The 16,385-nt window shown below is 64.1% G+C and carries 23 protein-coding genes; 11 read left to right on the forward strand and 12 right to left on the reverse strand.

Features of this window, described 5'->3' with window-relative positions:
• The 4 genes from ACT6S0_RS20900 to ACT6S0_RS20915 form a co-directional block, all read left to right on the forward strand.
• The coding region (locus ACT6S0_RS20900) for a hypothetical protein (protein ID WP_444765707.1) at positions 1-378 on the forward strand (378 nt) is incomplete at its 5' end.
• 24 nt (positions 379-402) lie between these two features.
• Positions 403-1,344, forward strand: a complete 942-nt coding sequence (locus ACT6S0_RS20905) for a hypothetical protein (protein WP_444765708.1) — start codon at positions 403-405, stop codon at positions 1,342-1,344.
• A complete protein-coding gene (locus ACT6S0_RS20910; protein ID WP_444765709.1) occupies positions 1,341-2,273 on the forward strand; it encodes a DNA cytosine methyltransferase in 933 nt (310 codons plus the stop codon). The genes ACT6S0_RS20905 and ACT6S0_RS20910 overlap by 4 nt, the downstream gene beginning before the upstream one ends.
• Positions 2,270-3,055, forward strand: a complete 786-nt coding sequence (locus tag ACT6S0_RS20915; RefSeq protein ID WP_444765710.1) for a hypothetical protein — start codon at positions 2,270-2,272, stop codon at positions 3,053-3,055. The genes ACT6S0_RS20910 and ACT6S0_RS20915 overlap by 4 nt, the downstream gene beginning before the upstream one ends.
• Positions 3,056-3,365: 310 nt before the next feature.
• Here the strand turns inward: ACT6S0_RS20915 and ACT6S0_RS20920 are convergent, their stop codons facing one another.
• Together ACT6S0_RS20920 and ACT6S0_RS20925 are read right to left on the reverse strand one after the other, a co-directional pair.
• The gene (locus ACT6S0_RS20920; RefSeq protein ID WP_273624004.1) at positions 3,366-3,557 is read right to left on the reverse strand and encodes a hypothetical protein; all 192 of its coding nucleotides are present in this window, start codon (positions 3,555-3,557) and stop codon (positions 3,366-3,368) included.
• Positions 3,558-3,689: 132 nt separating this feature from the next.
• Positions 3,690-4,061: a hypothetical protein gene (locus tag ACT6S0_RS20925; RefSeq protein WP_273624005.1), complete on the reverse strand. Its 372-nt coding sequence runs from the start codon at positions 4,059-4,061 to the stop codon at positions 3,690-3,692.
• Between the two features lie 35 nt (positions 4,062-4,096).
• Here ACT6S0_RS20925 and ACT6S0_RS20930 point away from each other — a divergent pair, with 35 nt between their 5' ends.
• The gene (locus tag ACT6S0_RS20930) at positions 4,097-4,399 is read left to right on the forward strand and encodes a hypothetical protein (RefSeq protein WP_273624006.1); all 303 of its coding nucleotides are present in this window, start codon (positions 4,097-4,099) and stop codon (positions 4,397-4,399) included.
• Between the two features lie 33 nt (positions 4,400-4,432).
• Here the strand turns inward: ACT6S0_RS20930 and ACT6S0_RS20935 are convergent, their stop codons facing one another.
• Positions 4,433-5,473: a DNA-binding protein gene (locus tag ACT6S0_RS20935; RefSeq protein WP_298703847.1), complete on the reverse strand. Its 1,041-nt coding sequence runs from the start codon at positions 5,471-5,473 to the stop codon at positions 4,433-4,435.
• A 115-nt stretch (positions 5,474-5,588) separates the two neighbouring features.
• Here ACT6S0_RS20935 and ACT6S0_RS20940 point away from each other — a divergent pair, with 115 nt between their 5' ends.
• Entirely contained in the window at positions 5,589-6,758 is a 1,170-nt protein-coding gene (locus ACT6S0_RS20940) for a tyrosine-type recombinase/integrase (protein WP_260668618.1), read from the forward strand.
• 228 nt (positions 6,759-6,986) lie between these two features.
• Here ACT6S0_RS20940 and ACT6S0_RS20945 read toward each other — a convergent pair whose 3' ends face one another.
• The 3 genes from ACT6S0_RS20945 to ACT6S0_RS20955 form a co-directional block, all read right to left on the reverse strand.
• The gene (locus ACT6S0_RS20945) at positions 6,987-7,241 is read right to left on the reverse strand and encodes a DUF2933 domain-containing protein (RefSeq protein ID WP_260668619.1); all 255 of its coding nucleotides are present in this window, start codon (positions 7,239-7,241) and stop codon (positions 6,987-6,989) included.
• A 139-nt stretch (positions 7,242-7,380) separates the two neighbouring features.
• Complete coding sequence (locus ACT6S0_RS20950) at positions 7,381-7,686, reverse strand: hypothetical protein (protein ID WP_260668620.1); 306 nt, start codon at positions 7,684-7,686, stop codon at positions 7,381-7,383.
• Between the two features lie 290 nt (positions 7,687-7,976).
• Positions 7,977-8,183, reverse strand: a complete 207-nt coding sequence (locus ACT6S0_RS20955; protein ID WP_260668621.1) for a hypothetical protein — start codon at positions 8,181-8,183, stop codon at positions 7,977-7,979.
• A gap of 116 nt (positions 8,184-8,299) precedes the next feature.
• Here ACT6S0_RS20955 and ACT6S0_RS20960 point away from each other — a divergent pair, with 116 nt between their 5' ends.
• Genes ACT6S0_RS20960 through ACT6S0_RS20975 form a run of 4 tightly spaced genes read left to right on the forward strand, consistent with a single transcriptional unit; the run spans position 8,300 to position 9,956 of the window.
• Entirely contained in the window at positions 8,300-8,752 is a 453-nt protein-coding gene (locus ACT6S0_RS20960) for a heavy metal-responsive transcriptional regulator (protein ID WP_444765711.1), read from the forward strand.
• Positions 8,749-9,009 carry a thioredoxin family protein gene (locus tag ACT6S0_RS20965; RefSeq protein ID WP_260668623.1) on the forward strand — a complete coding sequence of 87 codons (261 nt, stop codon included), beginning with the start codon at positions 8,749-8,751 and terminating at the stop codon, positions 9,007-9,009. The genes ACT6S0_RS20960 and ACT6S0_RS20965 overlap by 4 nt, the downstream gene beginning before the upstream one ends.
• Positions 9,010-9,052: 43 nt before the next feature.
• The gene (locus ACT6S0_RS20970) at positions 9,053-9,706 is read left to right on the forward strand and encodes a cytochrome c biogenesis CcdA family protein (protein WP_444765712.1); all 654 of its coding nucleotides are present in this window, start codon (positions 9,053-9,055) and stop codon (positions 9,704-9,706) included.
• Between the two features lie 37 nt (positions 9,707-9,743).
• On the forward strand, positions 9,744-9,956 hold the full coding sequence (locus tag ACT6S0_RS20975) for a GDCCVxC domain-containing (seleno)protein (protein ID WP_444765713.1): 213 nt from the start codon (positions 9,744-9,746) through the stop codon (positions 9,954-9,956).
• An 85-nt stretch (positions 9,957-10,041) separates the two neighbouring features.
• On the opposite strand, the gene ACT6S0_RS20980 is transcribed toward ACT6S0_RS20975, so the two are convergent.
• The 3 genes from ACT6S0_RS20980 to ACT6S0_RS20990 all read right to left on the reverse strand — a co-directional run bounded on the left by ACT6S0_RS20980 (position 10,042) and on the right by ACT6S0_RS20990 (position 14,598).
• Positions 10,042-12,300: a copper-transporting P-type ATPase gene (locus tag ACT6S0_RS20980; protein ID WP_409557854.1), complete on the reverse strand. Its 2,259-nt coding sequence runs from the start codon at positions 12,298-12,300 to the stop codon at positions 10,042-10,044.
• A 226-nt stretch (positions 12,301-12,526) separates the two neighbouring features.
• The gene (locus ACT6S0_RS20985) at positions 12,527-13,927 is read right to left on the reverse strand and encodes a heavy metal sensor histidine kinase (protein ID WP_260668626.1); all 1,401 of its coding nucleotides are present in this window, start codon (positions 13,925-13,927) and stop codon (positions 12,527-12,529) included.
• Entirely contained in the window at positions 13,924-14,598 is a 675-nt protein-coding gene (locus tag ACT6S0_RS20990; RefSeq protein WP_444765714.1) for a heavy metal response regulator transcription factor, read from the reverse strand. Before ACT6S0_RS20990 ends, ACT6S0_RS20985 begins: the two co-directional genes overlap by 4 nt.
• 4 nt (positions 14,599-14,602) lie before the next feature.
• Here ACT6S0_RS20990 and ACT6S0_RS20995 point away from each other — a divergent pair, with 4 nt between their 5' ends.
• Positions 14,603-15,067, forward strand: coding sequence for a hypothetical protein (locus tag ACT6S0_RS20995; protein WP_444765715.1), 465 nt, complete (start codon positions 14,603-14,605; stop codon positions 15,065-15,067).
• 168 nt (positions 15,068-15,235) lie between these two features.
• Here the strand turns inward: ACT6S0_RS20995 and ACT6S0_RS21000 are convergent, their stop codons facing one another.
• From ACT6S0_RS21000 to ACT6S0_RS21010, 3 genes are all read right to left on the reverse strand, one after another.
• Positions 15,236-15,604, reverse strand: a complete 369-nt coding sequence (locus ACT6S0_RS21000) for a copper-binding protein (protein WP_260668629.1) — start codon at positions 15,602-15,604, stop codon at positions 15,236-15,238.
• 82 nt (positions 15,605-15,686) lie between these two features.
• Positions 15,687-16,115 carry a copper-binding protein gene (locus tag ACT6S0_RS21005; RefSeq protein ID WP_444765716.1) on the reverse strand — a complete coding sequence of 143 codons (429 nt, stop codon included), beginning with the start codon at positions 16,113-16,115 and terminating at the stop codon, positions 15,687-15,689.
• 48 nt (positions 16,116-16,163) lie between these two features.
• The coding region (locus tag ACT6S0_RS21010; RefSeq protein ID WP_444765717.1) for a MerR family DNA-binding protein at positions 16,164-16,385 on the reverse strand (222 nt) is incomplete at its 5' end.

Consider the following 16,385-nt stretch of genomic DNA (forward strand, 5'->3'; position numbering starts at 1 on the left):
CGCATAGCCCTGCCCGTCAGGGCGCCGGGTACCGCTTCGCTCGCGTACTCGCCCGGTCCCTCCGCTTCGCTGCGGGCATGCGGCCTCTGTGCGCGCCCCTCTGCCCTGCCCGCCAGGTCTCTTTATGCGTCAGACGGCTCCGAACAGCAGATTTTCTCAACCACCAACGAGGGCACCACCATGACCAATACGAGCGCACACGACATCCGAAGCACCGGCAACGCCTCCCAAGCGCAGTTCCTCGCACCCCAGACTCACCAAACAGCAGCAAGGGAAACGCGGGTCGTCGTGATGAACGGGAGCCGGATCGGAATGGCGTTCGATGGTCGGCAGTGGTGGAACGTGTCGGTTGCCCCCGCATCGGCGCATAGCGCCTGAATCGAGCAACTACGGGAGCATCACATGAGCGACCAATTCGGATTCGACTTCGCCGACATGGCGGAACCTGCTTACGCCGAACTGCCTTTGGGTGGCTGGCTGGACCCGGAGTACACCACCGACGAATTCAATGCCATCTTCGAGCGCGCAGCACTGGTGTTGCCTGCGCTGTCGGGTGCATTGGCTGTTCTGTTCGGCGGCGCGCTCGAAGCCGCCAAGGACGAACACGCCAAGATGCTGGAGGCGTGCGAGCGCACGGGAGCCTATCACCTGTGGCGCGTAGACGTGCCTGCCGAGGCCTCGCTGATCGAAGCCTTCCAAGCTGCGTGCATCGCCCGCGAGTGCCCCGTGCCGGGCGCCGAATTCAAGACGCTGACCGAGAAGCGGATGACTGTCCATGCGATGTATGTGCCGGGCTTGGGCTCTGTGGTGGTCCACCAGTGGGCAGCTGACAACATCGGAATCGACTACTACCCGTGGCGCGACTCTTTTTTCTTGCCTAGTTATCGCGATGACCGTCGGGTCGTGAAAGTCCCCGAGTCGGTCTTCGCTGGCACCTACTGTGCCGACAAGATCGCTGAATCGAATGAAGGCATCGCGAGCGTGCCGGTATTCATGCACGAGGGCCGCGAGTACATCAACGACGGTGGCATGAGTTACGGCACCTATAGCGAATGCGGCGGCTGGGCGTTCTGCTCGATGGCCGATTGGAACGGTCCGACCTACAGCTACCGGACCCAAGTCAAGGCATGGGACGAAGGCCGCACCGAGCGTGGCGATCGTCGCGGGTTGGTGGTTCGCGTTCGCGGACACCTCGCCGTGCTGACCGGCGAAACGATCTTCTATGACGACAACGCGACTGGCTTCCACTGCGCATCGCGCGACGAGGAGGAAGGCGCTGTACCGGAGGATGAGGAAGAGGAATGGGCCGAGGACGGAATCTCGGAAGAAGGGGCCGAAGCATGAACGCCCTGTCTACCTTTGACGCCATCGACCTTTTCGCCGGCGTCGGCGGCTCCAGCGAAGGCGCCCGGTTAGCCGGTGTCCGGGTGAAGTGGGCCGCGAACCACTCGCCTGTCGCGGTGCACTTCCATTCGGTCAACCACCCCGACATCGAGCACTCGTGCCAAGACGTGAATCAGCAGGACTGGGGCCTTGTGCCTTCGCACGACCTTCAGATCGCGTCCCCATCCTGCACCGGTCACACCCCGGCACGCGGCAAAGATCGACCCCATCACGACATGACGCGCAACACTGCATGGGCCGTCGTGCAGTGCGCCGAGTACCACCGGCCAGCATTCTGTGTCACCGAGAACGTCCCCGCCATGACCTCGTGGGTGTTGTTCCCCGCGTGGGAAGACGCGATGCGCCGCCTCGGCTATTCCATCGCCCGCTACGTCCTCGACGCAGCCGACCACGGCGTGCCTCAGAACCGCGAGCGCCTGTTTTTGGTTTGCAGCCGGTCAAAGTCGCCGATCCAGCTTCGTTTGCCAAAGCGCGAACACCAGCCGGTGGCCAACGTGATCGATTGGGACTACCCGAACTGGAGTCCCATCATCACGCCGAAGCGCAAGCCGGCCACCATTCGCCGGATTGCTGCGGGTCGTGCGGCATTCGGTGACCGCTTCGTCACGCCCTATTACTCCAAGGGCAGCGGCCTGACCGGCCGAAGCATTCACCGCCCCATCGGGTCCTTGACCACTGTTGACCGCTGGGCGGTCATCGACGGCGACCGCATGCGCATGCTTCAAATCCACGAGGCGAAGGCTGTCATGGGCATGCGCGAGGACTACGCCCTCCCGAAGGTGAAGCGGGCGGCGATGCACTTGCTTGGCAACGGTGTTTGCCCGCCCGTCATGGCCGATCTCTTGACCGCCCTGCGGCAGGCCGCATGACGCCAGCCGTCGCATCCTCTCGCGCCGCTGTGCTAACCGAAGCACAGCGGCAAGCGCTTCGCACCGCCCTCGCAGGAAAAATCATTTCGATTTGCTTCGGTGCTGGCGTTGACTCCACCGCGATGCTTGTCGCGCTTCACGAGGCTGGAATACGGCCTGACGTATTGACCTTTGCCGACACTGGGGGGGAGAAGAATGTCACGCTTCTTCACGTTGAAAAGATGAATGTTGTCCTCGCCGAATGGGGATGGCCGCTCATCGACGTATGCAAGAAGGTGCCGATGGCCTCGACCGGGTACGCAGACCTCTACGGCAACTGCATCAAGAATGAAACGCTCCCATCGCTTGCCTTCGGAATGAAGTCGTGCAGCATTAAGTGGAAGCAAATCCCCCAAGACCAGTTTCTCAAGGGCGCGAAATCAGGGCCGGGTGCGCGGCCTCCACACCCTGTATGGCTTGCCGCGCAGGCCTCGGGCGAGCGGATCACGAAGTTGATCGGATACGACTGCGGCAAAGCAGACCTTCGACGCTCGCGCGCCGTCAAGATGGCTGACGCTGATTTCGACTACGCCTATCCGCTCCAGCTCGTGCGCTGGACTCGGCGCGATTGCGTCCGAGCCATCGCCCTCGCTCTCGGTGCAGACATGGTGCCGATCAAGTCGGCGTGCTTCTATTGTCCGGCGAGCAAGCACTGGGAGCTGTACTGGCTGGCTGCTGAATACCCGGAGCTTTTCGAGCGCGCGCTGTTCATGGAGCGCAACGCGCTCACCGGACGAGGCTAAGCCAGGATACGGCCAGTTTTAGCTCATAAGCGTCAAAGTCATTAAAGACAGTTGGCTTATGCACGCCGCGCTCGTCCACGCGGAATCGGCCCCCTCTCGATCCTCGCGTAAGCGGTTCTCTATGCCTTGGAGGGCCCGAGCGGCTCCGATCCATTGCGACTTCGAGCCCTTGCCGCGCTGGCACGTACGGCCATCGTGCCCTCAACCACCGCCGCGACGTCCGCCAGAAATCGCGGCTTGGGTTCGTGGCCCGCAATCCGCGTGTTTGCAAGCGCCTGAGCCATTGCATCGCGGCGCTCCTCCTTTGTGGTCATGGCAACACCTCAACCCCAACAGGATGCCAAGCCATCACCTCTCCACCGTGCAGCTTTGGATCGAACCGTTCAAGCAGTTTCTCCAGCGCATGCTCATCGATTCGGGATCGGGTCGAGACGCCGCGAACCTGCGGCCGCGAAGCGGGGTGCGGGACCTTCTGTTGACTTGCCTTCTTGGTCATGCCCATGATTTTCCTCCTGAAACGCTCCGCGACACCGAACAACCGGCTACGTCGACGCTTGATCGGCCGTGATGAGGTCCGGGAGCGAAATGCCGTGCTCAACTGCGTGGACGTTATTTCATGGGCCTGCAGGAGGTCTCAGGACAGATCCCAGGCATCGATGGTCAGTGGCTGGTCGGGCGGACAGGTTGCGATCTTGTCCGGGTGGAAGATCGCGTCGCCCTTCCAGTTCGCCGGCATGACGTAGTCGTCACCGATGATCGCGGGGCCTCGGTGCGCCGGTGGACCACCAGCCAGCAGCGGCAGCACATCGCCCGCTTTCGCGGTGTAGCGGTTCGGATAGCCGTTGAAGGCCAGCCAGGTGGCCTTGCCTTCTCTGACGAGTTGCTGAAGCCAATCAATGCCGCCTGGACCAACTTCCCAGTTGGCCAGCACGGCTTCCTTGCGATCGAGAGATCGGTCGCGCTCCTCGGGCGTCTGGGCCGCGACAACTATCCACCAGCCGATCATTGTGGGTTTCCTCGTTGCGAGTCCATGGCCCCAAAATGGCTGTTCCGGCCCGACTTGCCGAAACACCGTCTGTCCCCTCGGATGATCTCAGCATTGCAGCACACCACCAAGGAGAATTCCTCTTCACCATTCAAAAACCGTTACCACCGCCCCCTGGGTATGCCAGTTGGCTCGACTACGCCGTCGAAGCGTTCAGCACCCGGCAGGCCTGGCTCGAAAGCCTCTGGGAAACCTGGGTCGACGACACCGCCGTCGAACTGGACCGGGATGAAATCCGCGAGTCTGCACGCCTGGAACTGCGTGCCCTGCGCAAGGCGGCCGCGGCTGCCGACTCGTGAGTCCAGGCCGGCGCGTACGCCGCATTCATTTGTCTATCGTGCCTTTCGCGCGCCGGGCTTGGCGACCTTCGAGGCCGGCGCCTCTGGCACCGGTTCCGGTGGCGAGAGCCGCTCCAGCAGCGCACGCAGCGTCTGTGCTTCGGCTCGGCACTGCGTTGCCTCTTGCTGCGCCACCGCGAGCCGTTCCCGCGTCGCCTGAAGATCATCAACGAGGCTGCGATTGCGGGCCGTCAGTTCCCGCTGCGAATCCTCGGCCGCATCGGCCTTGACCCGCAGCCGCGTGACGGCGTCGGCCTGCGCCAACAGGCTCTCGCGATGGCGGCCTTCGGTCTGCGCCAATTGGCCGCGCAGCGCCTCGAGCTGCTTGTCGACCTTGATCCGGGCCTGACGCTCCTGGTCGATCTCCAGCAGCGCGCGCCGCTCTGCGGCATCCGCTCGACCGTTCGCGACGGCAACCGCCTCCCGCACCTTGCCCAACTCGGCGCTGAAATCCGCCCGAACCCGCTCCTGCTGTTGGCGCGCCTCCTCGAGGTGCCGCTGCAACTCCTGCAGCCTAGCCACGGCGCCGGCATGGGCACGCCGCTCGGCCTCCAGGTCGGTTTGCCGTTGCTGGAGCGATTCCTGCGCTGCGCTCAGTTGCGGACGCAGGGTTTCGACGCTGACCAGTGCCTCTGCTGCCGCCTGGCGGGCCCGGGTTTCCTCCCCCTGGGCTTGCTCGACCGCGGCCTGATCCTCCAGGCGCAGCGCTGCGAGTTCGTTGCGCGCGGCAGCCGTGGCCTGCTGCCACAACGCGGCTATGGCCTCAGCCGCCGTCGCCTTGAGCGCCGGTGGCAGATCCGGATGATCGATTTCGACACGCGCCTTGCTGCGCAGGTCCTCCCAGAACCTGGCCAGTGCCTCCGCCGGCGCACTCATCGAGCCCTTGCGAACGAACTGGTACAGCTTGCTCGCCGTGGGAGTGATGCCATAGCGGAAGAACAGCAACGCGCAAACCTCGCGATAGAGGTCTTTTGTTTCCGAGAACCGCCCCCTGAGGGCCTCGATGTCGCTCTGGAGTTCGATTTCAGTGTTCATTGATAAATAATACAACGTAATACGTTAAATTCAATGAATCAAAAGTCAATCTATGGACATAATCTTTCTAATGTCCATAATCATGGCGATGTCCTCCTTTTGCGCGTAGCTCCGCATGAATGCCCTCGTCAGCCTGGATCAGATGATGGTGCCGACCCACCTGGATGGCAGCGGCGGCCGCAATCGCGCCAGCTCGCGATCGCAGTTGGCCGCATTCGATGACCGCTCGGCGGTTCTGGCCTGGCTGGCCCGCTACGCCGATTCACCCGCCACGCTCGCCAGCTACCGCAAGGAGGCCGAACGCCTGCTGCTGTGGTGCATCCTGCAGCGCGGCGCGGCCCTCTCGGATCTCACGCACGAAGATCTGCTGCTCTACCAGCGCTTCCTCGGGGACCCGCAGCCGGCCGAGCGCTGGGTCATGGAGCCGGGCCAGAAGCCGGGACGCAACTCCCCGCGCTGGCGCCCCTTTGCCGGCCCGCTGGGGCCTTCGAGCCTGCGCCAAGCGCTGTCGATCCTCAACGCCATGTTCTCATGGCTCGTGGAGGCCGGCCACTTGGCCGGCAACCCGTTGGCGCTGAGCCGGCGCAAGCGTCGGCAGGCCGCCCCTCGGGTGAGCCGCTTCCTGCCACAGGAGCACTGGGACCTGGTGAAAGCCGCGATCGAAGCGATGCCCGTCGATAGTGAGCGTGAGAGGCTGCATGCAGCGCGCTGCCGGTGGCTGTTTTCGCTGCTCTACATCGGTGGGCTGCGCGTGTCCGAGATCCGCGACGCCGGCATGGGCGGATTCTTCAGCCGGCGCGGCACCGATGGGCGCGAGCGCTGGTGGCTCGAGATCACCGGCAAGGGCAGCAAGACCCGCCTGGTGCCGGCCACGGGCGAATTGATGGCCGAGTTGATGCGCTACCGCAAGGCCCATGCGTTAAGCGCGCTTCCACAGGAGGGCGAAGGCACGCCGTTGGTGATGACCCTGATCGCCCCGATCAGGCCGATGGCACGAAGCGCCATTCACGAGCTCGTCAAGGGAGTGATGCACGCTGCCGCGGCCGCGCTGCGACAGCGTGGTCCTGACTTCGAAGCCGCGGCAACCCACCTCGAGCAGGCGTCGACGCACTGGATTCGTCACACCGCCGGAAGCCATCTGAGCGAAAAAGTCGACCTCAAGATGGTCCGCGACAACCTGGGCCACGCCAACATCAGTACGACCAGCATTTACTTGCATACCGAAGACGATGCCCGTCACGATGCGACGGCGGCCGGGCACCGGGTCGGCTGGCGCAGCCCGTAGTCGCATGTTGCGCCCGACCTTGCGTAGGATTTCGTCGATGTAATCCTTGAAGTCGGACGATGGTTTATCCAGCAACGTGGCCCCCAGCGCTTACAGGATCTGTCCAGTATCCAACAATCGCTGCAAGAAGGTCAGACTGGACCAGCTGACGCGGCGGCGTGGTTGGCCGAGCTACGCCAGCGAGTCGAACAACGACGCCGGGTACCGGCGGGATCTGATTGCTTGGCGTCAGGTCTTGTCCGACTTGGCCTCGGCCGCCACGGAATTCACTTTGCTTTCCTCCACCTTGGCGTTCTCGTCCTTCGTGTTGCTGTTCATGCTCTTCATCATGAAGATCATCGCGATCGGGCAGACAAGGAACAGCAGGAAAGGCGCTGCGGCCCAAATGAATCCATGGGATGCGGGCAATGCAAAGTACGCGACCGCCAAGGCAACGCCCAGTCCGGCAGCAATCTTGATCAATGTTTTCGAATCGCATTTCATGGCTCAATCCTTTCAAGGAAATGGGGGGTGCCGCGAGAGGGTCGGACCCTCTCTGCATTCGCGGATTAAAGCGCCCTGACGCTAGCGGAGCCGGCAGATGCCGACACCCGTGCAACGAACGGGAAGTCGTCCATGGGCCTTACCGCGATTCCTGCGGAGTGCTGCCCTGTGTGGAGTCCCGGTGAGGGCGGGCCTCGCGCGCCACCTTCCGGTTTTCACCAGCCATCGCGGGCTTGCCCGTTTCCCACACGCCCGAGCCCTGACCAAGGGCGGTGCTGCCGTCCTTGATCTGGACGACACCCGGCAACCTCGCGTTCTTCCGGGCTTCGGCCACGGCTTGCGGTTTGGTGTCGGTCGGCGGAGCCGCTTCCTGCGACTGCCCTTGTGCATAGGCACCGGAGAACAGCAGCGTTGCGGCGCCAATGGCGAAGAGGATTTTTTTCATTTCAGGCTCCTTCAGAGTTAAGTGACACATCACGTTTCGGTGATCGACTTGGCTGTCGCTCATCCGACTTGCATCACGGTTGCAACTCTAAAAATCGGGGCACCACAACAGACTGACGGACTTATGACGGTTTCGTCATGTACAACCCGTCGCGCTCGGTGCAGTGCCCGAATGCGTACCGGCTCAGGTGTCCCGGATGGCCGACCGATGGGCATCGGCCTTCTTGTCGTGAACAACGCTGCCGAACGGGGTAGCCAGAACGGCCCCTTCCTCGCGAGCCGCAGTCCGCTTCAAGCCTTGAAAGACGGCGCGCGCTGGCTGATGCACAAGTAGGCCTGCTCGACGGCCTCCTCACAGGCCGGCTCGGACTTCGCCAGTTCCTCCAGCGCGCACATCAGGAATTCGGCCACCGCCCATCGCCGTTCGGCCACCGCCTGCTTGTAGAGCTGCAGCACCTCCTGCGCCAGGCTCTGGCTGGCGTCGAATCTCTGCTTCATGGCAATACCTCCATTGCGACCTTGTCGCCACATGCAGCCTAAGCCTTGTCACGATGGCAAGGTCAAGTTAAAGGTCGCTTGACCTTCGCCCTAAGGCGAAGGTCTATTCTCTGGGGATGGCCTCTGCGACCTCGTCCTCTTCCATGCCCGAGCGGCTGACCGTTGGCAAGCTTGCGGCCTTGGCTGACGTGTCGGCCAATTCGGTTCGCTTCTACGAGCGTGAGGGGTTGATGCGGGTGCCCAAGAAAACCGAGAGCGGCTACAGGCTGTACGAGCCAGCGGCGGTGCAGCGGCTGCGCTTCATCAAGCAGGCCCAGCACTGCGGCTTCACGCTGTCGGAGATCCAGGATCTGCTGCAGTTGCGCGACCAACCTTCTTCGTGCTGCGCCGACGTGCGGACCAAGGTCATCGAGAAGAAGCTCCAATTGGAAGCGCGCATCAAGGCCATGAAGGCGATGTCCAAGGGCCTGGACCAACTCATCGCCGACTGCGACAACGACGCCCAGCCTGCGGAGGATTGTTCGATCCTGGCGGCCCTGTCCGGAAGCGCCCAAGGACGCCCCAAATGAGGGTCGAGGTTCTGCACGCCACCGGTTGCGCGAAGTGCCAGCGCGAGCTGGACAGCCTGCGCGCCGCGGCGCGGCAGGCCGACCCGGCCGTGGAGTGGGAAGAACTCGACATCCTCGCGGCCCTCGACTATGCCGTCGAGCTGGGGGTGCTCCGCCCGCCAGCGGTGGCCATTGATGGCCAACTGGTGTTTGCGTCGCTCCCCACGCCTGACGCGCTCGCTGCAGCCATGCACGCGCGTCGTCAGGGCGCGGGTTGATATGGACATCGAGGCGTTTCAGCAGGCCGTCCAGCACGCTGGCATGGCGGCGCTCGTCGTCAGCTTCCTGACCGGCTTTTTCTTCAGCTTCAACCCGGTCGCCTTGGCGGCCATCCCCGTCTCCTTGGCCTACGTGACCAAGGCACGGGCGCCGCGCCAGGCGCTGCTGTTCGGCGGCATGTTCATCGCCGGCATGGTGCTCACGCATGTGCTGCTGGGTGCCGCAACCGGTGCCGGTGGCAAGGGTGTGCAGTCTCTGCTCGGGCGCCAATGGAGTCTGGTGCTCGGCCCCTGGCTCATCCTGATGGGCCTGCTGTGGCCGGGGTGGATCCGCATGCCGTTCAGGGGCCTGTCGTTGCGCGCCAGGCGTGCCGCCGGCCCCTGGGGTGCCTTCGTTCTGGGTGTTCCATTTGCGATCGCAATCTGCCCCTCGTGCACGCCGGCGCTGATCGTGCTGCTCGGAGTTGTGGCCGGCGTCGGTTCGCCGGCTTGGGGGGCGTTGCTGCTGCTGGCCTTTGCGCTTGGGCGCGCGGTGCCGATCGCCTTGGGGGCCAGTGCCATGGGCTGGCTGGACAAACTCCGGCCCTTTGCGCGCTACCAGCGCGCCTTCGACATCGTCGGCGGCGTCACGCTCGTTCTCATGGGCCTGTACATGCTCAACGCCTATTTCTTCTGGGTGCCCGCACTGGCCATCTGACGCCAGATCCCTCACGACGCTCACTTCATACTTCTCAATGAACGCCATGCTGTTCGACTCGCTGTTGACCTGCCCGCACTGCGGTCATGCCAAGCGCGAAAAGATGCCGACCGACGCCTGCCTTTTCTTTTACCAGTGCGACGGCTGCAAGGTGGTATTGCGTGCGAAGCCCGGAGACTGCTGCGTGTTCTGTTCGTTCGGCTCAGTGCCATGCCCGCCGGTTCAGGCGCAACGCACCGGCCGCAGCTGACCAAGCTGCGCATGCGCTCTCCGGCCACGTTCTTCATATTCTCCAAGCCTTCATGGGCGCGCCGATCCTCCTCCCCCCACAGCAGTCAATCGGCCACTTTGCTCGCTCGCAGACGCAGCGAGTTGGCGATCACGCTCACCGACGACAGCGCCATCGCCGCTGCCGCCACCACCGGCGACAGGAGAATGCCGAAGAACGGGTACAGCACGCCAGCCGCGATCGGAATCCCGACGACGTTGTAGAAGAAGGCAAAAAAGAGGTTGGTCCGGATGTTTTTCATCGTCGCCTGCGAAAGGCGACGCGCACGCACGATCCCCATGAGATCGCCCTGCAGCAGCGTCACGCCTGAACTCTCCATGGCCACGTCGGTGCCGGTTCCCATGGCGATGCCCACGTCCGCTGCAGCCAGCGCCGGGGCGTCATTGACGCCATCGCCGGCCATGGCCACCACCCGGCCCTCGGCCTTCAGCCGCTGCACGACGGAGGCCTTGTCCTGCGGCAGAACCTCCGCAATGACCTCGTCGATGCCGAGCTCGCGCCCCACGACCTGGGCGGTGGTCTTGCCGTCACCGGTAAGCATGACCACGCGGATGGCCTCGCGGCGCAGCGCGGCGATGGCTTGCGGTGTGTTCGGCTTGATGGGATCGGCAATGCCGACAAAGCCTGCCAGGCGGCCGTCGATGCCCACAAAAATGACCGTGGCCGCCTGCGCGCGCACACCATCCGCCACCGCGGCCAGGCTGCTCACATCGACGTCGTTCTCCGCCAGAAACTTTGCGCTCCCGCAGATCACGCGCGCTCCATCGACCAGGCCGACCACGCCCTTGCCGGCGGGCGAGTCGAAGTCCAGAACCGGCGACAAGGGCAGTCGGCGCTCCTGGGCCTCGGCGACGATAGCGGCGGCCAGTGGGTGTTCGCTCGCGCGCTCCACACTGGCAAGCTTCTGAAGCACCGCGGAGACATCGAAGCCGGGCGCCGGTTCGACGCGCACCACTTTCGGTCGCCCCTGCGTCAAGGTGCCCGTCTTGTCTATCACCAGCGTGTCGACCTTCTCCATGCGCTCCAGCGCCTCCGCATCCCGGATCAGCACGCCGTGCTGCGCGCCCTTGCCGACGCCCACCATGATGGACATCGGTGTCGCCAACCCCAGCGCGCAGGGGCAGGCGATGATGAGGACCGCCACGGCCGAGACGATCGCATATGCGAACGCAGGGCTGGGCCCCCAGACCAGCCAGGCGCCAAAGGCCAGCAACGCGATCACGATCACGACCGGTACGAACCAGCCCGCCACCTGGTCGGCCATCCGCTGGATCGGGGCGCGGCTGCGCTGGGCGGAAGCGACCATCTGGACAATCTGGGCCAGCAGGGTGTCCGCGCCCACCTTTTCGGCCCGCATGACGAAGCCGCCCGTCTGGTTGAGCGTGCCGGCAGTGACCTTGGAACCGGGCGCCTTGGCGACCGGGATCGGCTCGCCGGTGACCATCGACTCGTCCACCGTCGCCTTGCCCTCCACGACCTCGCCGTCGACCGGCACTTTCTCGCCCGGGCGCACCCGTAGCCGCTCGCCCACGAGCACAGCGTCGAGTCCCACCGTCTCGTCGGATCCGTCGCTTCCAACGCGCACGGCCGTCTTCGGGGCGAGGTCAAGCAAGGCACGTATTGCCCCCGACGTCTTTTCGCGTGCCCGCAATTCCAGCACCTGCCCCAGCAGTACCAGGACGGTGATGACTGCGGCCGCTTCGAAGTAGATCGGAACGGCCCCATCCCCCGTGCGCAGCGCCGACGGAAACAGCCGTGGCGCGATCGTGCCGACCATGCTGTACAGCCAGGCGACACCGACCCCCAGCGCAATGAGGCTGAACATGTTGAGGTTGCGCGTCTTCACGGAGGTCCAACCCCGAGCGAAGAACGGCCAGCCCGCCCACAGCACCACCGGTGTGCCGAACAGCAGTTGCAGCCAGTTCGATGTCTGCTGGCTCATCAGGCTCTGCAGATTGACGAAGTGGCTGCCCATCTCGAGCACGACCACCGGAACGGTGAGCGCCAGCCCACCCCAGAACCGACGATTCATGTCCCTCAGCTCTGGGTTCTCCCCAGTTCCCGGTGCGGCGACGACCGGCTCCAGAGCCATCCCACAGATCGGACAGGTTCCGGGTCCCAACTGCCGCACCTGCGGGTGCATGGGACAGGTGTACTCAATGTCTGAATCTGCGGCATGCTGGGTCGAACTGCCGTGATGACGAGCATGCTCACCCGCAACAGGCGGTCTGTCCGTCCCACCGGGATGCTGAAGAGCGCGCTCATCGGATTGCGTCGCGCCGGGTGCGTGGGGGTGCTGATGCATGGTGGGCTCCTGTTTCAAGGTTCAAGGCAGTGTCAACCTTCCGACCGTGTCAAGGTCAAGGGGTCTCGCGGGATGGATGAACGGGCACCGACGTCCTGCCGGCGTTCCTCATCCGCACTCGAATCACGACAGCCGATTCCCCCGAAGGGGCAAGCCTGGGCATCTCGACCACCGCGCGAACGAGGGCCTCAGGCTTCCTATGCAAAATGCAGAAACCCGGACATCCTCAGTGCTCCTGGTCCCCGCGCGGAAAGTAAAGCGTGAAGCGCGTTTCGCCGCTGCCACTGCTGGTGGCCGCCACCCGCCCGCCATGGAGTCCCATGATCGCCTTGACGATCGCCAGCCCGAGTCCGGTGCCGCCCAAATCGCGTGCCCGCGAGCTGTCCACGCGGTAGAAGCGGTCGAAAATCCGCTCCAGGTGCCCGGGCGCAATCGGGCCACCCTGATTCGCGACCTCCAGGGTCGCATTCAGCGCGTCGGAGGATACGGTCACGGTCACCGGCGTTCCCTGCGCGCCATGACGCACGGCATTGGACAGCAGGTTGGTGATCGCCCGCTGCACCAGGCCGCCGTCGGCGGTCACGCGCGCGCTGCCCGCCACCGAGATCTTGATGCCGCGCTCATCGGCCAGCAACTGCAGAAATTCGGCGACGGTGCGCGCCTGGTCGGCCAGATCCAGATCGCGCCGCGCCACGGCCGTTTGCGCATTGTCGGCCTGCGCCAGAAACAGCATGTCCGACACCAGTCGGCTGAGTCGCTGCAGTTCGTCGACGTTGTTTTCAAGCAGATCCGTCAGTTGCTCGACCGTGCGGGGCTGCGACAGCACGACCTGGGTGCGCCCCAGCAGCGTCGCCAGCGGCGTGCGCAGCTCATGCGCCAGGTCCTCCGAAAACTCGGACAACCGGCGCACGCCGTCGTCCAGGCGCTCCAGCATGGCATTGAACGCGTGACCAAGGCCTTGCAGCTCGGTGGGCAGGCCCCTCGAATCGATCCGCGCCGAGAGGTTGCGGGCCGTGATGTCGGTGGCGGTCTTCTGGAAGCGCCGCAACGGCCGCAGGCCAAAAATGACGATGGCCAGCGCACTGCCGATCACCACAGCCAAACCGAACGGTGCCGCGGTCAACGCGGTGACCAGCAAATTGCGCAGCAGCCGCTGGTCTTCACTGCGGTCGACGGTGACGACGATCTCGTAGGCTTCACCGCTCTTGAGTTGCACCGCTCCGGCCTGCGACAGCATCGGCGCGCCGCTCTCTCCCGCGCGCCACTCCAGGAATGCGTCGGTTCCCCAGATGTCGTCCTTCAACCGCTTCAGCGATTCACTGGCTTCACGGCTGAACGCGACCGTCGGCTCGGTGGACCCTTGTCGCGCAATCGCCAGATGCAACTCGGCATGTCCGGTGACGAGGTCCACAAGCTCGAAGGCCTTGCCGCGAATGGCCGCATCGTCCGGCATGTCGCCGATCAACTGCTGCGCGTGGTCGACCTTGTCACGCAGCACGAGCCGCCGCTGCGAGCCCAGTTCCTGCTGCATCGTGAGGTAGGAGAACCACAGAACGCCCGCGCCCTGCAGCAGGCCCAGCAGGCCGACCCACAGCGCGAGCCGCACCGACAGGCTTTTGAGCCTCATGGGCGGTGCTCGAAGACATACCCCACGCCCCGCACGGTGTGGATCAGCTTCGTCTCGAAGGGGTCGTCGATCTTGATGCGCAGCCGGCGCACCGCCACGTCCACGACGTTCGTGTCGGAATCGAAGTTGATGTCCCAGACCAGCGAAGCGATCTGCGTTCTGGACAGCACCTCGCCGCTCCTGCGCACGAACAGCACCAGCAAGGCGAACTCCTTGGCCGACAAGTCGATGCGCTGGCCTGCACGGGTGGCGCGGTGCTTGACGGAGTCCACCTCCAGGTCCGCGATGCGCAGCACGTCGTCGGTCGCCACCTTGGTGCCGCGCTTGAGGAGCGCGCGGATTCTGGCCAGCAGCTCCGGAAACTGGAACGGCTTGACCAGGTAGTCGTCGGCGCCGAGATCGAAACCCTTGACCTTGTCGTCGACCTTGGAACGCGCCGTCAGCATCAGCACCGGCGTCTGCTTGGATGTTCGAAGCGCGGACAGCACCGCGAAGCCGTCGATGCCGGGCAGCATCACGTCCAGCACCACGAGGTCGTGATCGCCGTTCATGGCCGCGTGCAGGCCGTCGCTGCCATTGGTGGCGACCTCCGCCGTGAAGCCGCTCTCGGTGAGGCCTTGCTTCAGGTAGGCGGCGGCACTCGCTTCGTCTTCGATCAGAAGGATTTTCATATTCTTGAACGGTTTGCGGGCTTCCGACAGAGGCTTCCCACATTACAAAAACGTCATCGAAGCATCAGATTCTGGTGCCTCGCCGGCTTTCAAACTCTCCCTCATCACGACGCACACCGACCGCTTCGGGCCGCGTGAGGCCGTCAGCTCTGGCTGGCGTTTTCGACAACCAATGATGAGGGTTCAGACCATGTCCAACCAACTTTTTGCATCCATCCTTGCCGCGGCACTGTCGCTGGCTTCCGCGGCGTCTTTTGCCGCGCCCGCCGACAACGAAGCCGAAACACGCGATCAAGCGTCGCCGGCCAAGGTGCAGGTCGAGCAGGGGAAGACCCGCTACTGGAGCCATCCGCGCCTGGGCATGGTCAAGGTCGACGCGGCCGGCCGCATGCTGACGACGCGCTCGGCCGCAGGCGACGCCGCACGACCCGCCGCGCCGTCAGGGCATCCCTCGACCCGCACGCCTTGAACCGTCTGGTTGACGCGGCAGAACGCTCGTCCGGTGCCCGGTCCGCCCAGGCGCTCGGAAGGCGGCATGGCGGCAATGACGGCCGCAGCGAGACTGGCGACCGGACATGGCGCTTGTGCGTCCGCGCGGCGCGCCCAGGGGGTGCGCCGCGGCTCGGTCGCTTTTTTCTTATTTCACCGAGGTGACGACGTATTTTCCGTCCTCCTGAACGAACTCGAACTGGACCTTCTTGCCGACGGCCAGCTTGTCCATCAGCATCTTGTCCTTGACGACGAAGCCCATGGTCATCGCCGGCCAGCTGAGCGTTTTGATCGGCTCGTGCGCGACGGTGACCACCTGGCCCTTGACGTCGACGCTCTTGACTTCGCCCATGGCCATGTGGGTGGTCTGACTCGCGGCCCCGGCCTTCTTCGGCATGTTCATGTCTTTCATGTTGGACATGTCCATGCCTTTCATGTCGTCCATCTTCTGCTGCGCCAGCACGGCAGCGGGCAGCAAGGCGGCAGCGACGAGAGAGGCGAATGCGAATTTTTTCATGTGAACTCCTGATCAATACAAGTTAGGGGAAATTGCTTGCGGCCACCGTTCGGCGGCCTGCGGTGAGACGGTCAATCGATGTTTATTTGGACTTCATCATCATCTCGTGGCACTTGGCCATCATTTTTTTGTCCATGCCGCTCATCTTCATGCCGGACATGTCATGGCCTTTCATGTCCTGGTGAGGCCCTGATGCGCCCGGCGTGGCGCCCGAGACACGGACGGGCTGCACCTCGCTGATGGCCACTCCGCCGCTCGACGGACTGAGGATGAAGGCGATCGGCTGACCGATGCTCAAGCCCTCCGTCGAGAGGCCTTTTTCCACGGGGAAATCCATGGTCATGCCCGACATGTTCATGCGGGGAATGGCCTGGTGCTCGATGGTCAGGATGTGCTGGGCGACATCGATGCCCCTGATCGTGCCGACGGCCAATGCGCTGGCAGCTGCGCCGCCCGCGCCGGATGTCATTTTCAGAAGGTGACTGCACGGAATATCAAGAGTCGGCTGCACAGTCTTTTCTGATCTGTGGTCGTCTCAGAAAACGGAAAATAAAGCACGCTAAGCTGTGGAAGCCCCTGCCAAGCTCGTTCCACCTTGCAACGACGCAATCAGCGGACACGAAACATTCCCCTGCCGCGAATGGCAGGCGCACACGAGTTCAGACAGCACGGTTTCCATGCGCGCCAAGTCGGCCATCTTCTCGCGCACGTCCTTGAGCTTGTGTTCGGCCAGGCTGCTGGCCTCCTCGCAGTGGGTGCCATCGTCGAGCCGCAACAGCTC

It is taken from the genome of Roseateles sp. (assembly GCF_052436255.1).
Classification (GTDB): domain Bacteria; phylum Pseudomonadota; class Gammaproteobacteria; order Burkholderiales; family Burkholderiaceae_C; genus Pelomonas.

Coding starts and splice junctions, on each gene's coding strand:
- ACT6S0_RS20905 (WP_444765708.1), top strand. CDS start 403: ATGAGCGACCAATTCGGATTCGACTTCGCCGACATGGCGGAACCTGCT.
- ACT6S0_RS20990 (WP_444765714.1), bottom strand. CDS start 14,598: ATGAAAATCCTTCTGATCGAAGACGAAGCGAGTGCCGCCGCCTACCTG.
- ACT6S0_RS20965 (WP_260668623.1), top strand. CDS start 8,749: ATGAGGGTCGAGGTTCTGCACGCCACCGGTTGCGCGAAGTGCCAGCGC.
- ACT6S0_RS20935 (WP_298703847.1), bottom strand. CDS start 5,473: ATGAACACTGAAATCGAACTCCAGAGCGACATCGAGGCCCTCAGGGGG.
- ACT6S0_RS20925 (WP_273624005.1), bottom strand. CDS start 4,061: ATGATCGGCTGGTGGATAGTTGTCGCGGCCCAGACGCCCGAGGAGCGC.
- ACT6S0_RS20945 (WP_260668619.1), bottom strand. CDS start 7,241: ATGAAATGCGATTCGAAAACATTGATCAAGATTGCTGCCGGACTGGGC.
- ACT6S0_RS20970 (WP_444765712.1), top strand. CDS start 9,053: ATGGCGGCGCTCGTCGTCAGCTTCCTGACCGGCTTTTTCTTCAGCTTC.
- ACT6S0_RS20950 (WP_260668620.1), bottom strand. CDS start 7,686: ATGAAAAAAATCCTCTTCGCCATTGGCGCCGCAACGCTGCTGTTCTCC.
- ACT6S0_RS20985 (WP_260668626.1), bottom strand. CDS start 13,927: ATGAGGCTCAAAAGCCTGTCGGTGCGGCTCGCGCTGTGGGTCGGCCTG.
- ACT6S0_RS20930 (WP_273624006.1), top strand. CDS start 4,097: ATGGCTGTTCCGGCCCGACTTGCCGAAACACCGTCTGTCCCCTCGGAT.
- ACT6S0_RS20915 (WP_444765710.1), top strand. CDS start 2,270: ATGACGCCAGCCGTCGCATCCTCTCGCGCCGCTGTGCTAACCGAAGCA.
- ACT6S0_RS20960 (WP_444765711.1), top strand. CDS start 8,300: ATGGCCTCTGCGACCTCGTCCTCTTCCATGCCCGAGCGGCTGACCGTT.
- ACT6S0_RS21000 (WP_260668629.1), bottom strand. CDS start 15,604: ATGAAAAAATTCGCATTCGCCTCTCTCGTCGCTGCCGCCTTGCTGCCC.
- ACT6S0_RS20910 (WP_444765709.1), top strand. CDS start 1,341: ATGAACGCCCTGTCTACCTTTGACGCCATCGACCTTTTCGCCGGCGTC.
- ACT6S0_RS20975 (WP_444765713.1), top strand. CDS start 9,744: ATGAACGCCATGCTGTTCGACTCGCTGTTGACCTGCCCGCACTGCGGT.
- ACT6S0_RS20940 (WP_260668618.1), top strand. CDS start 5,589: ATGAATGCCCTCGTCAGCCTGGATCAGATGATGGTGCCGACCCACCTG.
- ACT6S0_RS20980 (WP_409557854.1), bottom strand. CDS start 12,300: ATGCATCAGCACCCCCACGCACCCGGCGCGACGCAATCCGATGAGCGC.
- ACT6S0_RS20955 (WP_260668621.1), bottom strand. CDS start 8,183: ATGAAGCAGAGATTCGACGCCAGCCAGAGCCTGGCGCAGGAGGTGCTG.
- ACT6S0_RS20920 (WP_273624004.1), bottom strand. CDS start 3,557: ATGGGCATGACCAAGAAGGCAAGTCAACAGAAGGTCCCGCACCCCGCT.